Consider the following 16,243-nt stretch of genomic DNA (forward strand, 5'->3'; position numbering starts at 1 on the left):
TATGATGGCTGAGATATGTCTCAGTCGGCGTTCTTGCGGGCCAGGCGGCCGGAGCAGAAGGAGCAGCGGCGCACGGCCATCCTCACGGCGGCCCGCGAGCTGGCTCTCGAGTCCGGCGTGCGCAACGTCAGCCTGGGCAGCGTGGCGACGGCCGTCGGGCTGGCCAAGTCCAACGTCGTCCGCTACTTCGGCACCCGCGAGGAGATCTACCTCGAGCTGGCCACCGGCTGCTGGCGCGAGTGGGCGGACGAGGTCGTCCGCCGGCTCACCGCCGGGGAGGACGTCGTCGACGTGCTGGCCGAGACGCTCGCCGAGCGGAGCCTGTTCTGCGACCTGCTCGGCCACGCCGCGACGTCACTCGAGCACAACGTCTCGGTACCGGCGGCCCGCGACTTCAAGCGCGCGGTGCTGGGCGTCATCGGCGAACTCAGCGTGGCGGTCGCCCGGGCGCGCCCCGACCTGACCGAGGGCGAGGGATTCGAGCTGGTCGCGGCGGCGAGCGGGCTCGCGGGCATGCTCTACCCGGCCGCCAACCCGCCACCGACGCTCCTCGAGGTCTACGCCCAGAACCCCGACCTGGCCGCGGCCTGCGTCCCCTTCCTCCCGACGATGAAGCGCGCCCTCGCCGCCTTGGCCGCGGGGCTGCCGGCCCTGCGCTGACGGCTTCGCCGACGTAGAGGGCGCCTCAAGCAGGGCTCTGAGCCCGGTCGACGGGTCAGGACGACGTCGAAGCCCTGGGAAATCGGGGTGCTGACCGCGAAAAAGGCGCCGCGCCCGGGGATGACGTCGGTGGACTTGCGCCGCGGCCGGTTACGTTCGGCGCGGGCCGGATGCGCAGCACGCCGGGTCCACGTGACCGAGGGAGTTCCGGCAAACCGGCGCTGTCCGGCCGAAGTGGACGGAGCGGCGCCAGTGTGCTCGGTGTCGCTTCGCCGTGGGAACCTACCGGGGCTTCACCGATGCAGGCAGGCGAGCGGAGCGCCCGGCCTCCGGACCCCCTTCGGCTTCGGTCGGCGGGGACGTGGCCAGACTTTGGAAGCACGGGCGCAGCAGGTCGATGATCTGCTCGGGCGAGGCGTCCGCGAGGTGCGTGAGCCGCAGCAGGTAGCGCTCGGCGATCACGCCGTGGACGATCGCGCTGAGCAGGCTCGCGCGCAGGTCGGCGTCGGGCGTCGGGATCGCCTCGGTGAGCTGGTTGAGTTGAGGTTCCCCGGCGGCCCGGTAACGATCGGCGGCGTCGGCGTTCGTGAGCATCGAGCGCAGCACCGCCAGGGACGCCGTCGGCTCGTCGGCCAGGCGCCTGCCCAGTGACGTGAGCAGCGCCTCGGCCACCTCGTCCGGCGTACCGCCGGGCAACTCGTCGGCGGGCACCTCCGCGGCGCGGGCGAAGAGCAGGTCCTTGCTGCCGAAGTAGTGCATGACCAGGCCGGCGTCGACACCGGCGGCCGACGCCACGGCCCGGATCGTGGTCCGGTCGTAGCCGAGCTCGGCGAAGATCTGCCGGGCCGCGGTGAGAATGCGCTCCTCGCTCCGGCGGCGCTGCTCGGCCCGGGTGGGGCGGGCACTCGATTCGGTCACGTGCTCATTCTACGGCCGTTGACCGGCGGCCCATTTCGTTCTACGTTTGTTCAATCAACAAGCGTTCAACAAAAGGCAGGGAGCCGTGGCCGCCACGTCACGCGAAGTCGTCGAGCAGGTCCTGCGCGCGGGCCGCGAGATGGACACCGAAACATTCGTGAGCCTGATCGCTCCGAACGGCCACATCGAGTGGCCGTTCCGGCCGGCAGGCGTCCCGGACCGCCTGGAGGGCCGCGAAAAGATCCGCGAGTTCCTGACGGCCCAGGCCGGCAAACTCGTCAAGTTCGAGGAGTACCGCAACACGGTGATCCACGAGACCGTCGACCCCGAGGTGGTGATCGTCGAGTACGACGCCCACGGCACCGTCGTCCCGACCGGCGCGCCCTTCCACCAGACCATCATCGCCGTACTCCGGATCAGGGACGGCCTGGTCGTCTCCTACCGCGACTACCTCAACCCACTGGTACTGGCCGAAACCCTGGCGAGCGCCGGCAACGCCCGGTAGGGCCTGCTCGAGCCCTCAGGGACCCGGCGGACCTGCTCTCCGCACGACGTACCAGCCGGCTCGATCGAAGCCGTCGATCCGGCCACCGCCGCGGACCAAGCCGGTGAGCGCCTCCCGGACGGCACCCCGCCACCGCCGTGCCATCACCGGGTCGGTCACGCGAAGACGCTCGATGTCGTGAGGCACGGCGACGAGAGAGGTCGCGCCGTCGAGCCGGCCCGGAACGGGGCTGCCGTCGTCGGCGACGCTCAATGCCGGCACGGCGCCCGCCGTGCCCCCGTCCTCGACGACGGCGTCGCCATCCGCGCGGTCGCGGAGCCGCCAGCTCACCAAGAGCCGGTCAGTGTCCTCGTCCCCGTTGATGGCGTCGGACATCGGGCCGTAGAAGTTCGGGAGGTATTCGACCGGGCGCGCCCCGAGCTTCGCCAGGTTGAAGTACGCGTTGCGGGCGACCAGCGGGTCGAAGGTCCAGGCGATCTCCGAGACGCCGCGCAGCAGCGCCCACGCCCGCTGGTGCAGCTTGAGGGCGAAGCCGATGCTGCGGCCGGTGGCCGCGGCGGCGACGCCGGCGATGTGGCTGTGCAGCGCGTCGCTCGCCGGAGCGTGGAAGAAGCCCACGCAGGCACCGACCAGGCAGTCGCCGTCGAAAGCGCCGGCGACGTAGTTTCCCGCTTTGCCGAAGGCCCGCAGGAGCTCGACGGTCATCGGCGGATTCGCGGAGCGTCCCCAGATCGCGGCCAACAGCCCGACCGCGCGGTTCAGCTCGTCGATGCCGGTGAGTTCGCGCACCGAGACGCCGGCCGCGCGGGCCGCGGCTTCCGCTGCCCGCACCGCGTGCCGCAGCACCGGATCCACGGCCGGTGCGCTGATGTCGGTCACGCCGTTCTTGCTCCTCGGTTCCTCGGAAGTCGTCATCGCCTGAAGATCGGGCTCTGCGGCACGGCGACCTCACCGGGCGGCCGCCCGGGGCCGTCCGCGGGCCGCGGACTCGGGGCCGGACCGGCCGGGCGAGCCACGACGGCCCGGTTTTCGATGCGGAGGCGGCAGCTCATGAGCCACCCCGCCGGCCGGGGACGGCGGCGAGCAGCTCGCGGGTGTAGTCGTGGTCGGGCTCGGTGAGCACCCGCGTCACCGGCCCTTCTTCGACGATCCGGCCCCGGCGCATGACCGCGACGTGCGAGGCGACGTAGCGGACGACCGCGAGGTTGTGGGAGATGAACAGCATCGACAGGCCGAGTTCGCGCTGGAGCTCGCGGACGAGGTTGAGCACGGCTCCCTGGACCGAGACGTCCAGGGCGGAGGTGATCTCGTCGGCGATGATCACGCTCGGGCGCGCGGCGAGCGCCCGGGCGAGGGCGACGCGTTGCCGCTGCCCGCCGGAGAGCCGCGACGGAACGGACCCCGCGCAGCCCGGGTCCAGGTGCACCAGTTCGACCAGCCGCCGGACCTCGGCTCGCCGGTCGGCGCGCGAACCGCCCGGGGGGATCGCCTCGGCCACGCTGTCCCCCACCGTCATCCGGGGATCGAGCGAGGAATAGGGATCCTGGAAGACCATCTGCAGCGGACGACGGCGCCCGCGGGCCGGGACCGCCGCGCCGCCCAGGGTGATCCGGCCACCGGCCAGCGGAGCCAGGCCGACGGCAGCCCTGGCGAGCGTGGACTTCCCGGAGCCGGACTCGCCGACGAGCCCGACCACCGCGCCGTCCGGCACGGTCAGGCTGACCCCGTCGACGGCCGTGGTCCGGCCATAGTGGACGGAGACGTCGTCGAAACGCAGTTCACTCACGGCGACTCCACCAGTTCGTCGGTGCTCCGGTCGATCGGCAGCGGCTCGCCGCCGTGCCAGCACGCCACCCGGTGGTTCCGGGACGCGGCCGGATCGGCCACCAGCGGCGGGTCCTCCGCCCGGCAGCGGGCGTCGGCGAGCGGGCACCGCGGTGCGTACGCGCACCCGGGCGGCACGTCGGCCGGACCGACCGGGCGGCCCGGGATGGTCGCGAGCGGCCGGTCCGGATCCGTGGCCATGTCGGGCACCGCCGCGAGCAGTGCCCGGGTGTAGGGGTGGCGGGCGGCGGCGAGGCCGGCGGCCGGCAGGTCTTCGACGATCCGCCCGGCGTACATCACCAGGACCCGGTCGCAGACCTCGCTCACCACCGTGACGTCGTGGCTGATCAGCATCAGGGCGACGTCGTCCGCCGCGCGGATCGCGGCGAGCAGGTCGAGCACCTGCTGCTGCACGGTGACGTCGAGGGCGGTGGTCGGTTCGTCGGCGACGATCAGCGCCGGCGTGCCCATCAGCCCCATGCCGATCATCGCCCGCTGCCGCATCCCGCCGGAGAACTCGTGGGGGTACTGCCGCACCCGCGTGTCCGCGTCCGGGATGCGGACCGCCGTCAACCGGTCCACCGCGCGGGCCACCGCCTCGCGGCGGGTCATCCCCTGGTGGTGGGTGGCCACCTCGGCCAGCTGGCCCCCGATCCGGCGGGTGGGGTTGAACGCGGTCATCGGGTCCTGGAAGACCATGGCCAGCTGCGTGCCCAGCATCCGCCGCCGGACCGCGGTGTCCGCCGCCAGCAGGTCGGTCCCGAGCAGTTCGAGCCGGCCGGCGTCGACCCGGCCGTGGTCGGCGACCAGCCGCGTGATCGCCAGCGCGGTCATGGACTTGCCGGAGCCCGACTCCCCCACGATGCCGACCGCTTCACCGCGCCGGACCTGGAAGGACACCCCGCGGACCGGCCGCACGGGCCCGTCCGGGCCGGGAAAGGTGACCTCGAGGTCGCGGACGTCGAGGACCACCTCGGACGACCGGTCGAGGACCTCCTCGGCGTGGCCGGCGGGCTCCGGCCGGCGCACCGATCCGAGGCGGGTGGCCACCCCGGCACGCAGGCCGACGCCGACGGGGACGCCGAGTCCCTTGGCGACCGATTCGCCGAAGAGGTTGAACGCCAGGCCCGCGAGCAGCACGGCCATCCCCGGGGCGAACGCGGCGGCCCCGTTGACGTAGATGGCGCCGACGCCGTCGTAGAGCAGCCGGCCCCAGTCGTAGGCGGGTGACTGGACGCCGAGGCCGATGAAGGACAGCCCCGCGAAGGAGAGCAGCGCGCCGCCGGCACCGATGGTGGCGTTGACGACCAGCGGTTCGGCGATGTTGGGCAGCACGTGGCGGAACAGGATGCGGAACCGGCCGATCCCCACGATCCGGGCGGCCGCGACGTAGTCCCGCGCCGCGACCCCGGCCACCAGCGTCTGGGTGAAGCGCGCGAACGCCGGTGCGCCGGCGAGCCCGATGGCCAGCACCGCACCGGTGGCGCCGGCCCCGAACACGACCGCGAAGAACAGCGCCAGCAGCAGGCCCGGGAAGGCGACGGCGATGTTGACCGCTGCCGACACCAGCCGGCCGGTGCGCCGGCCGAGCAAGAACGGGGCGGCCCCGAACAGCAGCCCGGCGACCACCGCGAGCACGATGGCGAGGAGGGCGAGCACGATCGACAGCCGGGCCGCGACGAGGGTCCGCAGGAGGATGTCCCGGCCGAGGTTGTCCGTCCCGGCCCAGTGCCCGGCCGACGGCAGGGCCAGGAGATTGTCGGTGTCGACCGCTTCGGCACCGGCTCCCCACAGGACCGGTCCGAGCGCGGCCAAGGCGAGAACCACGACCACGAGCACGGTCGCGGTGAGACCCAGCGGGGTGCGGACGACCCGCATCCAGCGTTCTGCCATCTCCTCAGTCCTCCCGGATCGTCGAGCGCGGGTCGAGCAGGGCGAGGGCGACGTCGACGACGATGTTGGTCAGCAGCACACCGGCGCCGTAGACCAGGACGATCGCCTGCACCACCGGGTAGTCCTTGGTGAGGATGGACTGCACGATCGTGCTGCCGAGGCCCGGCCAGGCGAAGACGTTCTCCACCAGGACGGTGCCGGCGACCATCGCGCTCAGCAGGAGCCCGCCCAGTGTCAGCGCCGCGGTGACGGCGTTCGGCAGCGCGTGGCCGAGGTAGATCGTCCGGGCCGGCAGCCGCTTGGCCCGGGCGGTGCGGACGAAGTCCGCCTCGAGCACGCCGACCATTTCGACGCGCACGATGCGGGCGAGGATCGCCGCGGGCCCGATCGCCAGCGAGACGACGGGCAGTACGTACGCCGACGCGGAGTCGTTGCCGGCGACCGGAAGCCACCCGAGCCGGATCCCGAAGAAGTAGACCAGCCCCACCCCGATCAGGAAGTCCGGCACGGTCGCCACGACGATGCTGGTCGTGGTGAAGGCGAGCTCGGTGCGTCGCCCGTGGCCACGCCGGGTCAGCACGCCCATGGCGACCCCCAGCGGGATCGCCACGACCACGGCGGCCAGGAACGCGAACACGGCCAGCAGCAGCGTCGCTGGCAGCCGCTGGGACACGACGTCGACGACCGGCAGCTGTGAGGACAGCGAAGTGCCGAGATCGCCGGTGAACAGGCCCTTCAGGTAGTGGAGGTACTGGGTGGTGATCGGGTCGTCCAGCCCCAGTGCGTGCCGGCGGGCCTCGACCAGGGCCACCGGCGCGGTGGGGCCGAGCGCGCCGCGGACCGGGTCGCCGGGGATCAGGTGGATCATCGCGAAGGAGGCGGTCACCAGGACCCAGAGGGAGACCAGCAGCCGTCCCAGGCGCCGGAGGCCGAACCGCACCCACGGGCGGGTCCGGGCCGGGGCCGCGAGCGGGCTCGGGGCGGTCGCACTCACCGACATGTCTGCCGCCCCCGCTACTTCGCCAGCATGCGGATGCTCGTCGGGACCAGCTGCCCGGGGGTCTGGAACTCGGCCGCCTTGCCGAACATGCGCACGACCTTCCCGGCGAACGGCACGAGCGACGCCTTGGCGATGAGACCGGACTCGGCGGCGAGCCAGTCGCGGCAGCCGGCCACGCCCTGGGTCGCCATCGCCGACTTCACCGCCTTGTCGTAGTCCGGGTCGGCGATCGCGGCGAAGTTGGTCCCCTGCGGAGCCGCCGGCCCGGAGAGGAACGGCACGAGCTGGTCCGGGGTGCTGACGTTGACCGAGACCCAGCTGACGTCCCAGTCCCCCGCGCCGAACAGGGTGCTGGTCAACGTGGTTTCGTCCTCGCTGCGCGCGGTGGCCTCGACCCCGATCGCCTTCCACTGCTGCACCGCGAGCTCCGCCGCGGCGTCACCGCCGCTGCCGTTGTTGTTCTGGTAGAGGAAAGTCAGTGCCAAGGGCTTGCCGCCCTTGGTGCGCTTGCCGTCACCCCCGGCCGTCCAGCCCGCCTGGTCGAGCAGAGCGGCGGCGGCTTGGGGGTTCGAGGCGGGCAGCGCGTGGGAGACCGAGTCGCCGCGACACGCGACCGGCTCGTTCGCGGCCAAGGTGGTCGCCGCGGTGCCCTGGCTCGACGTGAGCACCTTCTGCAGCCGGCCGAGGTCGAGCGCCTGGGTCAGGGCCATCCGGACCTTCGGGTCGGCGGTGACCCGGCCGGCGGCGTGGTTGTACCACTGCTCTCCCACGAGCGCCGGGGTCTTGGCGGAAAACAGGCCCGCCTTCTCGAGCCGGTCCGCGTCGGGCCCGGCGATCTGGGCGGCGTTCAGGCCACCGGAAAGCAGCAGGTTCGCCGCGGTCGTCTCGTTCTGGATCACCTTGACCACGACCGTTTTCGGCAGTCCCTTGGTCGCGGTCGTCGCGCCGTCGGGCCCCCACGTGTAGCCGTCGCGCATCGAGTACGTGTAGTGGTCGCCCGGCGCGGCCTCGATCAGCTTGTAGGGGCCGGTGCCGGCGGTGCCCGTCTGCAGCGCGGCACGCTTGGCCAGGCCGCCCGGGCAGACGATCGGCAGCCCGGCCAGTCCATTGAGGACGAACGGGGCCGGCTGGGCCAGGGTGATCGTGACCGTTCCGGCCGCGTTGTCGCCGACCGACTTGGCGCCCGCCGGGAAGAAGGTGCCCAGGAAGGGGCTTTTGTTGGCCGGGTCGGCGACGAAGCCGAGGTTGTCGGCGACGTCCTTGGCGGTGAGCTTGGTTCCGTCGGCGCAGGTGATGCCCGGGGCCAGGGTCAGCGAGACCGTGGTGCCGCGGACCTCCCAGCTCTTCGCCAGCCCGGAACGGACTTCGCCGGTCTCGCCGTTGACGCTGAGCAGCGCGTCGTACGCGAACTGCGTGACGGTGTACAACGAGCTGCCCGCGCCCAGCTGCGGATCGAGGTTGCCCGGGTCCGAGGAGAGCGCGAAGGTGAAGGTACCGCCATCGACGACAGCGGCCTTCCCGCTGCCGTTCGAGGCTCCCCCGCAGCCGGCGAGCGCGGCGGCGAGCCCGAGACACAGGCCGTAGACGCCTACGGTGGTCAGCTTCATGATGGTTCCGTTCCGTGCGTTGTCGAGGCGGGTGCTCAGGCGCCGGCGCGGCGGACAGCGCGGCCGAGGTGCAGGTAGAGCGCGTGCCCGGTGCCGTCGTCGCCCAAGAACGCGTGCGGCATGTGCATGCCACGATCGGCTTCGACCGGGATCAGCATGTCGTCGCGGTAGTGGACGAGCTCGCTCCGCTCGACCTGCCCGCCCATCTCCACGAAGACGCCCTTGGGGATCTGCTCGATCCAGATCCGGTGGTCGTCGTCCTGGCTGACGGTGAGGTCGAAGACATCGGCCGAGTAGGTGCCGACGTACCGCTCGGCGTCGATCCGCCGCGGTTCCGCGGGCGGCGTGGGAAGGGCGGGCAGGCCGAAGTCCGTGAGCTCGCCGAGGACGTGCCCCATGACGTCGCGGTAGAGCGAGAACGCGTCGCCGCCGTTGGTCAGCAGCGCGACCGCCAGCCCGGCCTCGGGCACCATCCGCAGGAAGGCGCCCTGCCCGATGGTGCTGCCGTCGTGGCCGATGATCGTCCCGGCCGGCGTGTCGAACCGTTCGAAGCCGAGCCCCCACGACGTTCCCATGAGGCCGAGCTCGGGCAGGCCGACCTCCCGGGCGTGCATCCGGGCGGCGGTCCCCGCGGCCAGTACCCGGGTGCCGTCGGCCGCGACGCCGTCCTCGAGGTGCATCCGCGCGAAGGCCACCAGATCCCGCGGTCGCATCGCGAGCATCGAACCCGCCGGCGCGTTCGACCGCGCCATCGCCCACACCGGAGCCGGCACGTAGCCGCCACCCGGCTCCGGCTGGACGTGCCCCATCGCGGCCCGGAACATGATCGCCTCGTAGGGGCCGGTGGCCGTGTGGGTCAGTCCCAGCGGCGTGATCAGGTGCTCGCGCAGGCAGACGTCGTACGGTTTCCCGCGCAGCACCTCGACGAGCCGCCCGAGGACGCAGTAGCCGGCGTTGTTGTAGGAGAACTGCTCACCGGGCGGGAACAGCTGCGGCGTCCCCGCGAGCGTCGCGACGTACTTCTCGAGGCAGTCGTCGCCCACCCCGGTGTCGGTGAAGATGTCCCCTTCGAACCCGGCGGTGTGGTTGAGCAGCTGCCGCACGGTGATCTGCCCGGCCGCCACCTCGTCGGCGATGCGGAACTCCGGCAGGTAGGTGCGGACCGGCTTTTCGAGGTCCACCTGGCCTTCGTCGGCCAGCTGCAGCACCAGGGTGCTGGTCCACAGCTTGGTGATGGACCCGATCTGGAAGACCGAGTCAGGGGTGGCGGTCACACCGGTCGCCTTGTTGAGCAGGCCGGCGGCACCGTCGATCACCTGGCCGCCCCGCATGACGGCCCACGCCGCGCCCGGCACGTCGTTCTCTTCGAGCAGCGACGGAAGCCGCTCGTCAAGCCAGGATCGGATCTCGTCCAGGTTGCTCATGCGCGATGATGCTAGGAACGATGAGAGCTGACGTGTTCGTCGCCGACGACAACTCGGCGGCGGGAAATTGGTCGTGCACAACCACTGGGCGACGCCAGGTGAGGACGGTGCCGTGGCCGGCGGGCAGGTGACGCTGGGCTCGGTCCGGCCCCGGTCGTTCAGGGAGTGGTCGGTGTCGTGAAGCCGGGCGCCGGCGGGCGCCCGGTCGGGGTCACCGTCTCCGGTCCGTCACCGGCCCCATATCCGCCAGGTCTGGTTGAGCGGGCTGCCCTGCGTGGCCGGGTTGCACGTCCATTGGTGGATCACCGCACCCGCGGCGGCAGACACCGCGTTCACGTCGACGCACTTCCCGCTGTGGCGGGCCACCAGCTGGTAGTCGTGGGAATCGTTGCCGGCGTAGGTCACCTTCCGCAGGGTGAACTGCTGGTTCGCGGCTCCGCCGAGGCAGGTCCACTGCTGCACGGCGGCGCCGTCCGCCGTGGAACCGCCGTTGACGTCCAGGCACTTGCCGGTCTGCTGGTTGACCAAGGTGAACGTCCCGGCCACCCCGGAGACCGGACGGAAGTTCCAGAGCTGCTGGTCGCCGCCTTCGCAGGGGTACTGCTGCTGCCGGTTGCCGTCGGCCGTGTTCAGGTTGGTGTTGTCCAGGCACTGCTGGGAATGCTGGGCGACCGCGACGGACTGGAAACCGGCGTCCGACGGCGGTAGCAGGGTGATCGTGAAGGAGTCGTCGATGGCGGTGTGCGGCAACGTGACCGTCGCCGCGTTGCCCGACAGGCTCACGACCGAGTTCTGTACCGTGATCGGCCCCTGGACCGCACCCCCGCCGTTGTAGGGGATGCGCTGGACGAGTACGCGCACCTGGTTGTTCTGGACGAGACCGCTCGTGGTGTCCAGCCGGCTCAGGTTCACCGCGACGTTGCCGGTCGTGCCACCCCCGCCGACGAGGATCTTCGCTACCCCGCTGGCTTTCGTGGCGAACGCGTCGTAGGCCGGGCTGGGTGCCGTCGAGACGATCTGGCCGGTCTGGGACCCGTAGAAGCGGTAGACCCACCATTCGCCCTTCGGCAGGTGCCGGCCGGCCGAGTCGCGGACGAGCAGGTTGGCGAGGTCGTTGTGCAGGTTCCCGGTGGTCGCCCAGTTCGCGCGCAGGCCGTCGGCACCGGCCCGCTCCAGGCGCGCGATGTACCAGGAGCCGTCGCCCGGGTTCTGTTCGTTCGAGGCGCCGTACTCGTTGATCTGGTACGGCCTCGGGTGCGGGATGCCGCGCGGGTCGAGCGTGGCGTTCGCCGCCGCGACGTTGGCCACGGGATCACCGGGCAGGGAGTGCCAGCTGACGATGTCGGGGACGACGTTGTTCGCACGGACGAAGTCGAGGTACTGGTTCCACCAGGTGTTCGTGGTCGACGGAACCCCGGCGAAGCTGGGGCCGACGATCAGCTGATCCGGGAAGGCCGCCCGGACGCGCTGGTACGTGCGCCGCCACAGCTCGAAGTACTGCGACTGCGGCCGGTTCCAGAAGATCCCCAGGTTCGGTTCGTTCCAGAGATCCCACTCGACGGGCGCTCCCGTCGCCCGGACGTCGGTGATCAGCCGCGTGAGGAAGCTGTCGTAGTCGCTCCAGTCGCCGTTGTCGCCGGGGAAACGGGAGATCGGGTAGCCGTCGGCGCCCCAGAGGTCGTGGACGAGCAGGACGAACTGGCCGCCGAGGGACCGGGTGCGAAGCAGCTGGGCGCGGGTCGCGTTCCACCGTCGGTCGTACCGGCCCGACACCCAGCCACCCGGGCTGTCGAGCTGCGCGCCCCCGGCACGCATGTACCGGAACCGCACGTCGCGGTAGAAGTGGTCGGCGGGTCCCGAGGCGTCTTCGGTCATCCCGTAGATCCAGCCCGAAGCCCGGTAGCTCGGCGCGCCACCCGCGACGGAGAAGTCGACGCCGATCGATTCGTCGGCGGCGTGAGCCGGGGTGGTGGCCGCGGTCAAAGAGGCGGCGACGAAGGCACCCGCGGTGAGGAGGGTGGCGAGGCGGCGACGCGGTCGCCGGGCCGTGCGCACAGTGTCCACTTGCGACTCCTTGGACGTGGGGACGTCCCGGGCTCAAGCGGAGAGGTGGCCGGCGGCGACGCGGGAAAGCTCGGTGGAGCGGCCGCCGTGGGCGGCGGTGCGGAAGTTCGCCGTTGAACCATCGACACTCCGAACGGACCGGGCGGGAAAGATTCGAACCGGTTCGATGCGACGACGAGAGTACGCCGGAGAGACCCATGCAATCAAGAGAGAGTTTGTCGAACCGGTTCCGCGCTACCGGCGCGCGGCGCCCGTGCTCGAACGCAGGGAGATCGCGGGCTCGAGCAGAGCGTGCCGCGGCGTGGCCGACGCGTCCCCGATCTGCTCCAGCAGCAGCGCGACGGCGAGCCGGGCCATTTCCCCGGCCGGCACGTCCGCCGCCGTGAGTGGCGGGTGGAAGTCCTCCGCCAGCCGGTCGGCGAGCACGCCGGTGACCGAGAAGTCCCGCGGCACGTCCAGCCCCGCGTGCAGCAGCGCCCGCTGCACGCCGGGGAGCGCGGCCTCGTTGATGGTCACCACGGCGGTCACCTCGGGCCAGTCGGCCCGGATCCGCTCGAAGCACGTCCGGCCGGCGGCGGGCTCGTCGGCGCAGCACACGTGGTGCGCGGTGAGGCCGCGTTCCCCGGCCGCCTCACGAAATCCGGCCGCCGCCCGCAGGGCGGGGCCGTAACCCGCGGCGACGAGCTCGTCGGAGCGGTTGACGAGGACGACGTCCCGGTGCCCGAGGTCGGCCAGGTGGTGGACGCACCGGCTGATCAGCCCCGCGTAGTCGACGTCCACCCACCACAACGCGCCGGGGTGCTCGGTGTGCCCGATGGTGACGAACGGCAGCCCGGCCTGGCCGAGCCGCTCGACCCGCGGATCTTCCAGGAGGATCTCCATCAGGATGACCCCGTCGACCCGGCGGCCGGTGACGATCCGGTCGAAGGAGCGGCTGTGGTCTCCCCCGCCCGGCGAGAGCAGCACGTCGTGGTCGTGCACCGCCGCCACCTCCACCACGCTGGCCACGAAGCCCAGCTGGGCGTCGGTCAGCCGGGCGCTCGCCGGCGGGATCACCAGGCCGAAGGTGCGGGTGCGGCCTTCGGCGAGGGCGCGGGCGCTGGCGTTGGGCCGGTAGCCGAGCTCGGCGATCACGTCGTTGATCCGCCGCACGGTCGCGGCGGAGACCGGCCGCTTCCCGCTGAGCGCGTACGACACCGTGCTGCGCGACACCCCGGCGCGCCGGGCGATCTCCCCGATGTTCATCCGCACCTCTCCGTTCCGCATGGGAACCGGTTCGACCGATCCGTCGACGATCGTAACGCGTACTTGCGCGGTCAGTGTGTGAAGGCTACGTTGACGTCGCCTTCTGGCATCGAACCGGTTCGATGTAGTCGTCACCGCAGCCGCAGGAAGGGACCACCATGCACCTCTCCCGCCGTTTCCCCGCCGCCCTGGCCGCGCTCGGCTTGGCCGCGTCCCTGACCGCGTGCTCGCCGTCGTCCGACGCCGGGGGCTCCGGCGATCCCGGCCCGTTCTCCCTGTGGGACCCGTACCCGCAGTTCGACGCGAGCTCGGAGTGGGCGAAGGTGATCGGCAAGTGCGGCGCGGAAGCGGGCGTGCAGATCCAGCGCCAGTCCTACGACACCACCGACCTGACCAACAAGGTCCTGCTCGCCGCCCAGCAGCGCACCGCCCCCAACGTGCTGGTCCTGGACAACCCGGTGGTGAGCACGCTCGCCGAAGGCGGGGTGCTGAAGGCGAACCAGGACGTCGGGCTGGACGCCGGCCAGGCGTCCCCGAACCTCCTGGGCGCCGGGCAGGCCGGCGGCCGGACCTACGGCGTGCCGATCGGGGCGAACACGCTCGCGCTCTACTACAACAAGGCCGTGCTCACCGCGGCCGGCGTCGACCCCGCAGCGATCAAGGACTGGGCCTCCCTCGACGCCGCGTTGGCCAAGGTGAAGGCGACGGGCAAGAAGGGGATCACGTTCTCCGCGATCGGCACCGAGGAGGGCACGTTCCAGTTCCTGCCCTGGTTCTGGGGCGCCGGAGCGGCACTGACCGACCTCGGCACCCCCGCCGCCACCGCCGCGCTCGAGGTGTGGAAGTCGTGGCTGGACAAGGGATATGTCCCCAACTCGGTGGTGAACAACACGCAGACCACGAGCTGGCAGGAGTTCGCCACCGGGGAGTACGCGTTCGCCGAGAACGGCACCTGGCAGCTGCAGAACGCGAAGAAGGCCGGCTTCGAGTACGGCGTCGTCCCGATCCCCGCCCGGGCCGGGGGAACCGCGCCGGCGCCCACCGGCGGTGAGTTCGTCACCGTCACCGCCCAGGACGACAAGGACAAGGAAGCCAAAGCCGCTCGCATCGCCGCATGCCTGACCAACCCCGACAAGGTGCTCGCGACCGACACCGCCCTGACCTACGTCTCCGCCATTCCCTCGGTTCAGCAGCAGCAGGTCGCCCAGGCGCCGGAACTGGCCGTCTGGGTGGACGCGGTGAAGAACGCCAAGAGCCGCACCGGGGACGGCCTCGGCACCCGGTACCCGCGGATCTCCCAGCCCCTGTGGGGCGCCGTCCAGGCCGCGCTGACCGGGGCGAAGACGCCGCAAGCCGCGCTCGCGGACGCGCAGGCCGCGGCGGCGAAGTAGGTGCCGATGCGCTCGCGAGAGGTCCGCAGGCAGGTCGTCGGCTGGGCGTTCCTCGTGCCGCTGGTGGCCTACCTGGTGGTGTGCTACGCCTACCCGCTGCTCACCAACGTCGATCTGAGCATTCGCGGTTACACGATCCGCACCTTCGTCCACGGCGGGGCGCCACTGGTCGGGTTCGCCAACTACGCCACGGTCTTCGGCGACCCGCTGTTCCGGACCGCGTTGGTCAACACCTTGGTCTTCACCGTGGCGTCGCTGGCGTTCCAGTATGCGATCGGCTTGGCGATGGCGGTGTTCTTCGCCCGCGGCTTCCGGCTGTCGGCGACCCTGCGGGCCCTCTTCCTGGTGCCGTGGCTCTTGCCGCTCATCGTGTCGGCGTCGACGTGGGCCTGGCTGCTCAACAGCGAGTCCGGCCTGGTGAACGCCGGGCTGGAGCTGCTCGGGGCAGGCCCGGTCAACTGGCTGACTTCGCCGTCCTGGTCGCTCGTGTCGGTCATCGCCGCCAACATCTGGATCGGGATCCCGTTCAACCTCGTCGTGCTCTACAGCGGGCTGCAGAACATCCCCCGCGACGTCTACGACGCGGCGGCGCTGGACGGGGCGACCGGCTGGCAGGCCTTCCGGCACGTCACCTTTCCCCTGCTGCGCCCGGTTTCGGCCATCACCCTGCTGCTCGGCCTCGTCTACACGCTGAAGGTGTTCGACCTCATCTGGATCATGACCAAGGGCGGGCCGAGCGGCTCGTCGAGCACCCTGGCCACCTGGTCCTACGAACTCGGGTTCGGCAGCCTGCTCCCCCGGTTCGGCCCCAGCGCTGCCGTGGGCAACGTGCTCATCCTCCTCGCACTGGCCGCCGGTCTGCTGTACATCCGGTTGCAGCGCAGGCAGGAGCCCGCATGAAGCGGCCGGCCTGGCGGACCGCGGTCGGCCTGGTGCTGACCGGGCTGATGCTGTTCCCGGTCTACTGGATGATCAACGTCTCGCTCACGCCCGCGCGCGACATGCGCAAGTCGCCGCCCGACCTGTTCCCGGCTTCCCCGACCACCGAGGGGTACGAGCGGGTCCTGCGCGAACAACTGCCGTACTTCGGCACGAGCCTGCTCATCGCGCTGGGCACGGTGGTGCTCACCCTGGTGCTGGCCGCGCCCGCGGCGTATTCGCTGGCCAAGCTCCGGCCCCGCGGCCGCGGGCCGCTCGGGTTCATCCTGCTCGTCGCGCAGATGATCCCCGGCATCATCATGGCTCTGGGGTTCTACGGCATCTACGTCGGCCTCGGCATCACCAACTCCGTCTGGGGCCTGATCTTCGCCGACTCGACCATCGCCGTGCCGTTCGCGGTGCTGATCCTCACCTCGTTCATGGCGGTCGTCCCGGAAGAACTGCTGCAGGCGGCCCGGATCGACGGTGCCGGGCCCTGGCGGTCGTTCGTCTCCGTCGTGCTTCCGGCCAGCCGCAACGGGCTGGTCACCGCGGCACTGTTCTCGTTCCTGTGGGCCTGGTCGGACTTCGTCTTCGCGGCCACTTTGGACGCCGGGGGCCGGCTGCAGCCGCTCACCCTCGGCATCTACCGCTACATCGGCAACAACAACCAGGAGTGGAACTCGATCATGGCCACCGCCGTGGTGGCGTCGATCCCCGCGACCGTGCTCCTCGTCCTCGCCCAGCGCTTCGTCGCCGCGGGCATCACCACCGGCGCCGTCAAAGACTGAAAG

General features: G+C 71.5%; 13 protein-coding genes and 1 pseudogene. 5 read left to right on the forward strand and 9 right to left on the reverse strand.

All coding sequences use genetic code 11. The features are described from left to right. The first annotated feature begins 15 nt into the window (after positions 1 to 15). Positions 16 to 660, forward strand: coding sequence for a TetR/AcrR family transcriptional regulator (locus QQ657_RS24870; RefSeq protein WP_284744641.1), 645 nt, complete (start codon positions 16 to 18; stop codon positions 658 to 660). Positions 661 to 942: 282 nt separating this feature from the next. On the opposite strand, the gene QQ657_RS24875 is transcribed toward QQ657_RS24870, so the two are convergent. Beyond that, complete coding sequence (locus tag QQ657_RS24875; protein WP_284744642.1) at positions 943 to 1,578, reverse strand: TetR/AcrR family transcriptional regulator; 636 nt, start codon at positions 1,576 to 1,578, stop codon at positions 943 to 945. Positions 1,579 to 1,663: 85 nt separating this feature from the next. Here QQ657_RS24875 and QQ657_RS24880 point away from each other — a divergent pair, with 85 nt between their 5' ends. Beyond that, a complete protein-coding gene (locus tag QQ657_RS24880) occupies positions 1,664 to 2,083 on the forward strand; it encodes a nuclear transport factor 2 family protein (protein ID WP_284744643.1) in 420 nt (139 codons plus the stop codon). Between the two features lie 15 nt (positions 2,084 to 2,098). Here the strand turns inward: QQ657_RS24880 and QQ657_RS24885 are convergent, their stop codons facing one another. The 8 genes and pseudogenes from QQ657_RS24885 to QQ657_RS24920 form a co-directional block, all read right to left on the reverse strand. After that, positions 2,099 to 2,998 (reverse strand): GNAT family N-acetyltransferase, encoded by a 900-nt coding sequence (locus QQ657_RS24885; RefSeq protein WP_284744644.1) that lies wholly within the window; start codon positions 2,996 to 2,998, stop codon positions 2,099 to 2,101. A gap of 154 nt (positions 2,999 to 3,152) precedes the next feature. Next, positions 3,153 to 3,869: pseudogene (locus QQ657_RS24890) on the reverse strand (ABC transporter ATP-binding protein); the annotation flags it as partial. Beyond that, entirely contained in the window at positions 3,866 to 5,800 is a 1,935-nt protein-coding gene (locus QQ657_RS24895; RefSeq protein WP_284744645.1) for a dipeptide/oligopeptide/nickel ABC transporter permease/ATP-binding protein, read from the reverse strand. The pseudogene QQ657_RS24890 and the gene QQ657_RS24895, both read right to left, overlap by 4 nt. A 4-nt stretch (positions 5,801 to 5,804) precedes the next feature. Then, entirely contained in the window at positions 5,805 to 6,800 is a 996-nt protein-coding gene (locus QQ657_RS24900) for an ABC transporter permease (protein WP_284744646.1), read from the reverse strand. A 14-nt stretch (positions 6,801 to 6,814) separates the two neighbouring features. Then, positions 6,815 to 8,407 carry an ABC transporter substrate-binding protein gene (locus QQ657_RS24905; protein WP_284744647.1) on the reverse strand — a complete coding sequence of 531 codons (1,593 nt, stop codon included), beginning with the start codon at positions 8,405 to 8,407 and terminating at the stop codon, positions 6,815 to 6,817. Positions 8,408 to 8,442: 35 nt separating this feature from the next. Then, on the reverse strand, positions 8,443 to 9,831 hold the full coding sequence (locus QQ657_RS24910) for a serine hydrolase domain-containing protein (RefSeq protein WP_284744648.1): 1,389 nt from the start codon (positions 9,829 to 9,831) through the stop codon (positions 8,443 to 8,445). Positions 9,832 to 10,059: 228 nt separating this feature from the next. Next, complete coding sequence (locus QQ657_RS24915) at positions 10,060 to 11,895, reverse strand: RICIN domain-containing protein (RefSeq protein WP_284744649.1); 1,836 nt, start codon at positions 11,893 to 11,895, stop codon at positions 10,060 to 10,062. A 234-nt stretch (positions 11,896 to 12,129) separates the two neighbouring features. Next, the gene (locus QQ657_RS24920) at positions 12,130 to 13,140 is read right to left on the reverse strand and encodes a LacI family DNA-binding transcriptional regulator (RefSeq protein ID WP_284744650.1); all 1,011 of its coding nucleotides are present in this window, start codon (positions 13,138 to 13,140) and stop codon (positions 12,130 to 12,132) included. A gap of 158 nt (positions 13,141 to 13,298) precedes the next feature. Between QQ657_RS24920 and QQ657_RS24925 the strand changes: the two genes are divergently transcribed. The 3 genes from QQ657_RS24925 to QQ657_RS24935 are packed head-to-tail and all read left to right on the forward strand — an operon-like array spanning position 13,299 to position 16,240. Further along, complete coding sequence (locus tag QQ657_RS24925; protein ID WP_284744651.1) at positions 13,299 to 14,531, forward strand: sugar ABC transporter substrate-binding protein; 1,233 nt, start codon at positions 13,299 to 13,301, stop codon at positions 14,529 to 14,531. 6 nt (positions 14,532 to 14,537) lie between these two features. Then, entirely contained in the window at positions 14,538 to 15,431 is an 894-nt protein-coding gene (locus QQ657_RS24930) for a carbohydrate ABC transporter permease (protein ID WP_284744652.1), read from the forward strand. Then, complete coding sequence (locus tag QQ657_RS24935) at positions 15,428 to 16,240, forward strand: carbohydrate ABC transporter permease (RefSeq protein ID WP_284744653.1); 813 nt, start codon at positions 15,428 to 15,430, stop codon at positions 16,238 to 16,240. The genes QQ657_RS24930 and QQ657_RS24935 overlap by 4 nt, the downstream gene beginning before the upstream one ends. Positions 16,241 to 16,243 lie beyond the last annotated feature (3 nt).

Origin of the sequence: Amycolatopsis ponsaeliensis (genome assembly GCF_030182635.1) — a bacterium.
In the GTDB taxonomy this organism is placed as follows: domain Bacteria; phylum Actinomycetota; class Actinomycetes; order Mycobacteriales; family Pseudonocardiaceae; genus Amycolatopsis; species Amycolatopsis ponsaeliensis.

Coding starts and splice junctions, on each gene's coding strand:
- QQ657_RS24870 (WP_284744641.1), top strand. CDS start 16: ATGTCTCAGTCGGCGTTCTTGCGGGCCAGGCGGCCGGAGCAGAAGGAG.
- QQ657_RS24885 (WP_284744644.1), bottom strand. CDS start 2,998: ATGACGACTTCCGAGGAACCGAGGAGCAAGAACGGCGTGACCGACATC.
- QQ657_RS24895 (WP_284744645.1), bottom strand. CDS start 5,800: ATGGCAGAACGCTGGATGCGGGTCGTCCGCACCCCGCTGGGTCTCACC.
- QQ657_RS24900 (WP_284744646.1), bottom strand. CDS start 6,800: ATGTCGGTGAGTGCGACCGCCCCGAGCCCGCTCGCGGCCCCGGCCCGG.
- QQ657_RS24905 (WP_284744647.1), bottom strand. CDS start 8,407: ATGAAGCTGACCACCGTAGGCGTCTACGGCCTGTGTCTCGGGCTCGCC.
- QQ657_RS24910 (WP_284744648.1), bottom strand. CDS start 9,831: ATGAGCAACCTGGACGAGATCCGATCCTGGCTTGACGAGCGGCTTCCG.
- QQ657_RS24920 (WP_284744650.1), bottom strand. CDS start 13,140: ATGAACATCGGGGAGATCGCCCGGCGCGCCGGGGTGTCGCGCAGCACG.
- QQ657_RS24925 (WP_284744651.1), top strand. CDS start 13,299: ATGCACCTCTCCCGCCGTTTCCCCGCCGCCCTGGCCGCGCTCGGCTTG.
- QQ657_RS24930 (WP_284744652.1), top strand. CDS start 14,538: ATGCGCTCGCGAGAGGTCCGCAGGCAGGTCGTCGGCTGGGCGTTCCTC.
- QQ657_RS24935 (WP_284744653.1), top strand. CDS start 15,428: ATGAAGCGGCCGGCCTGGCGGACCGCGGTCGGCCTGGTGCTGACCGGG.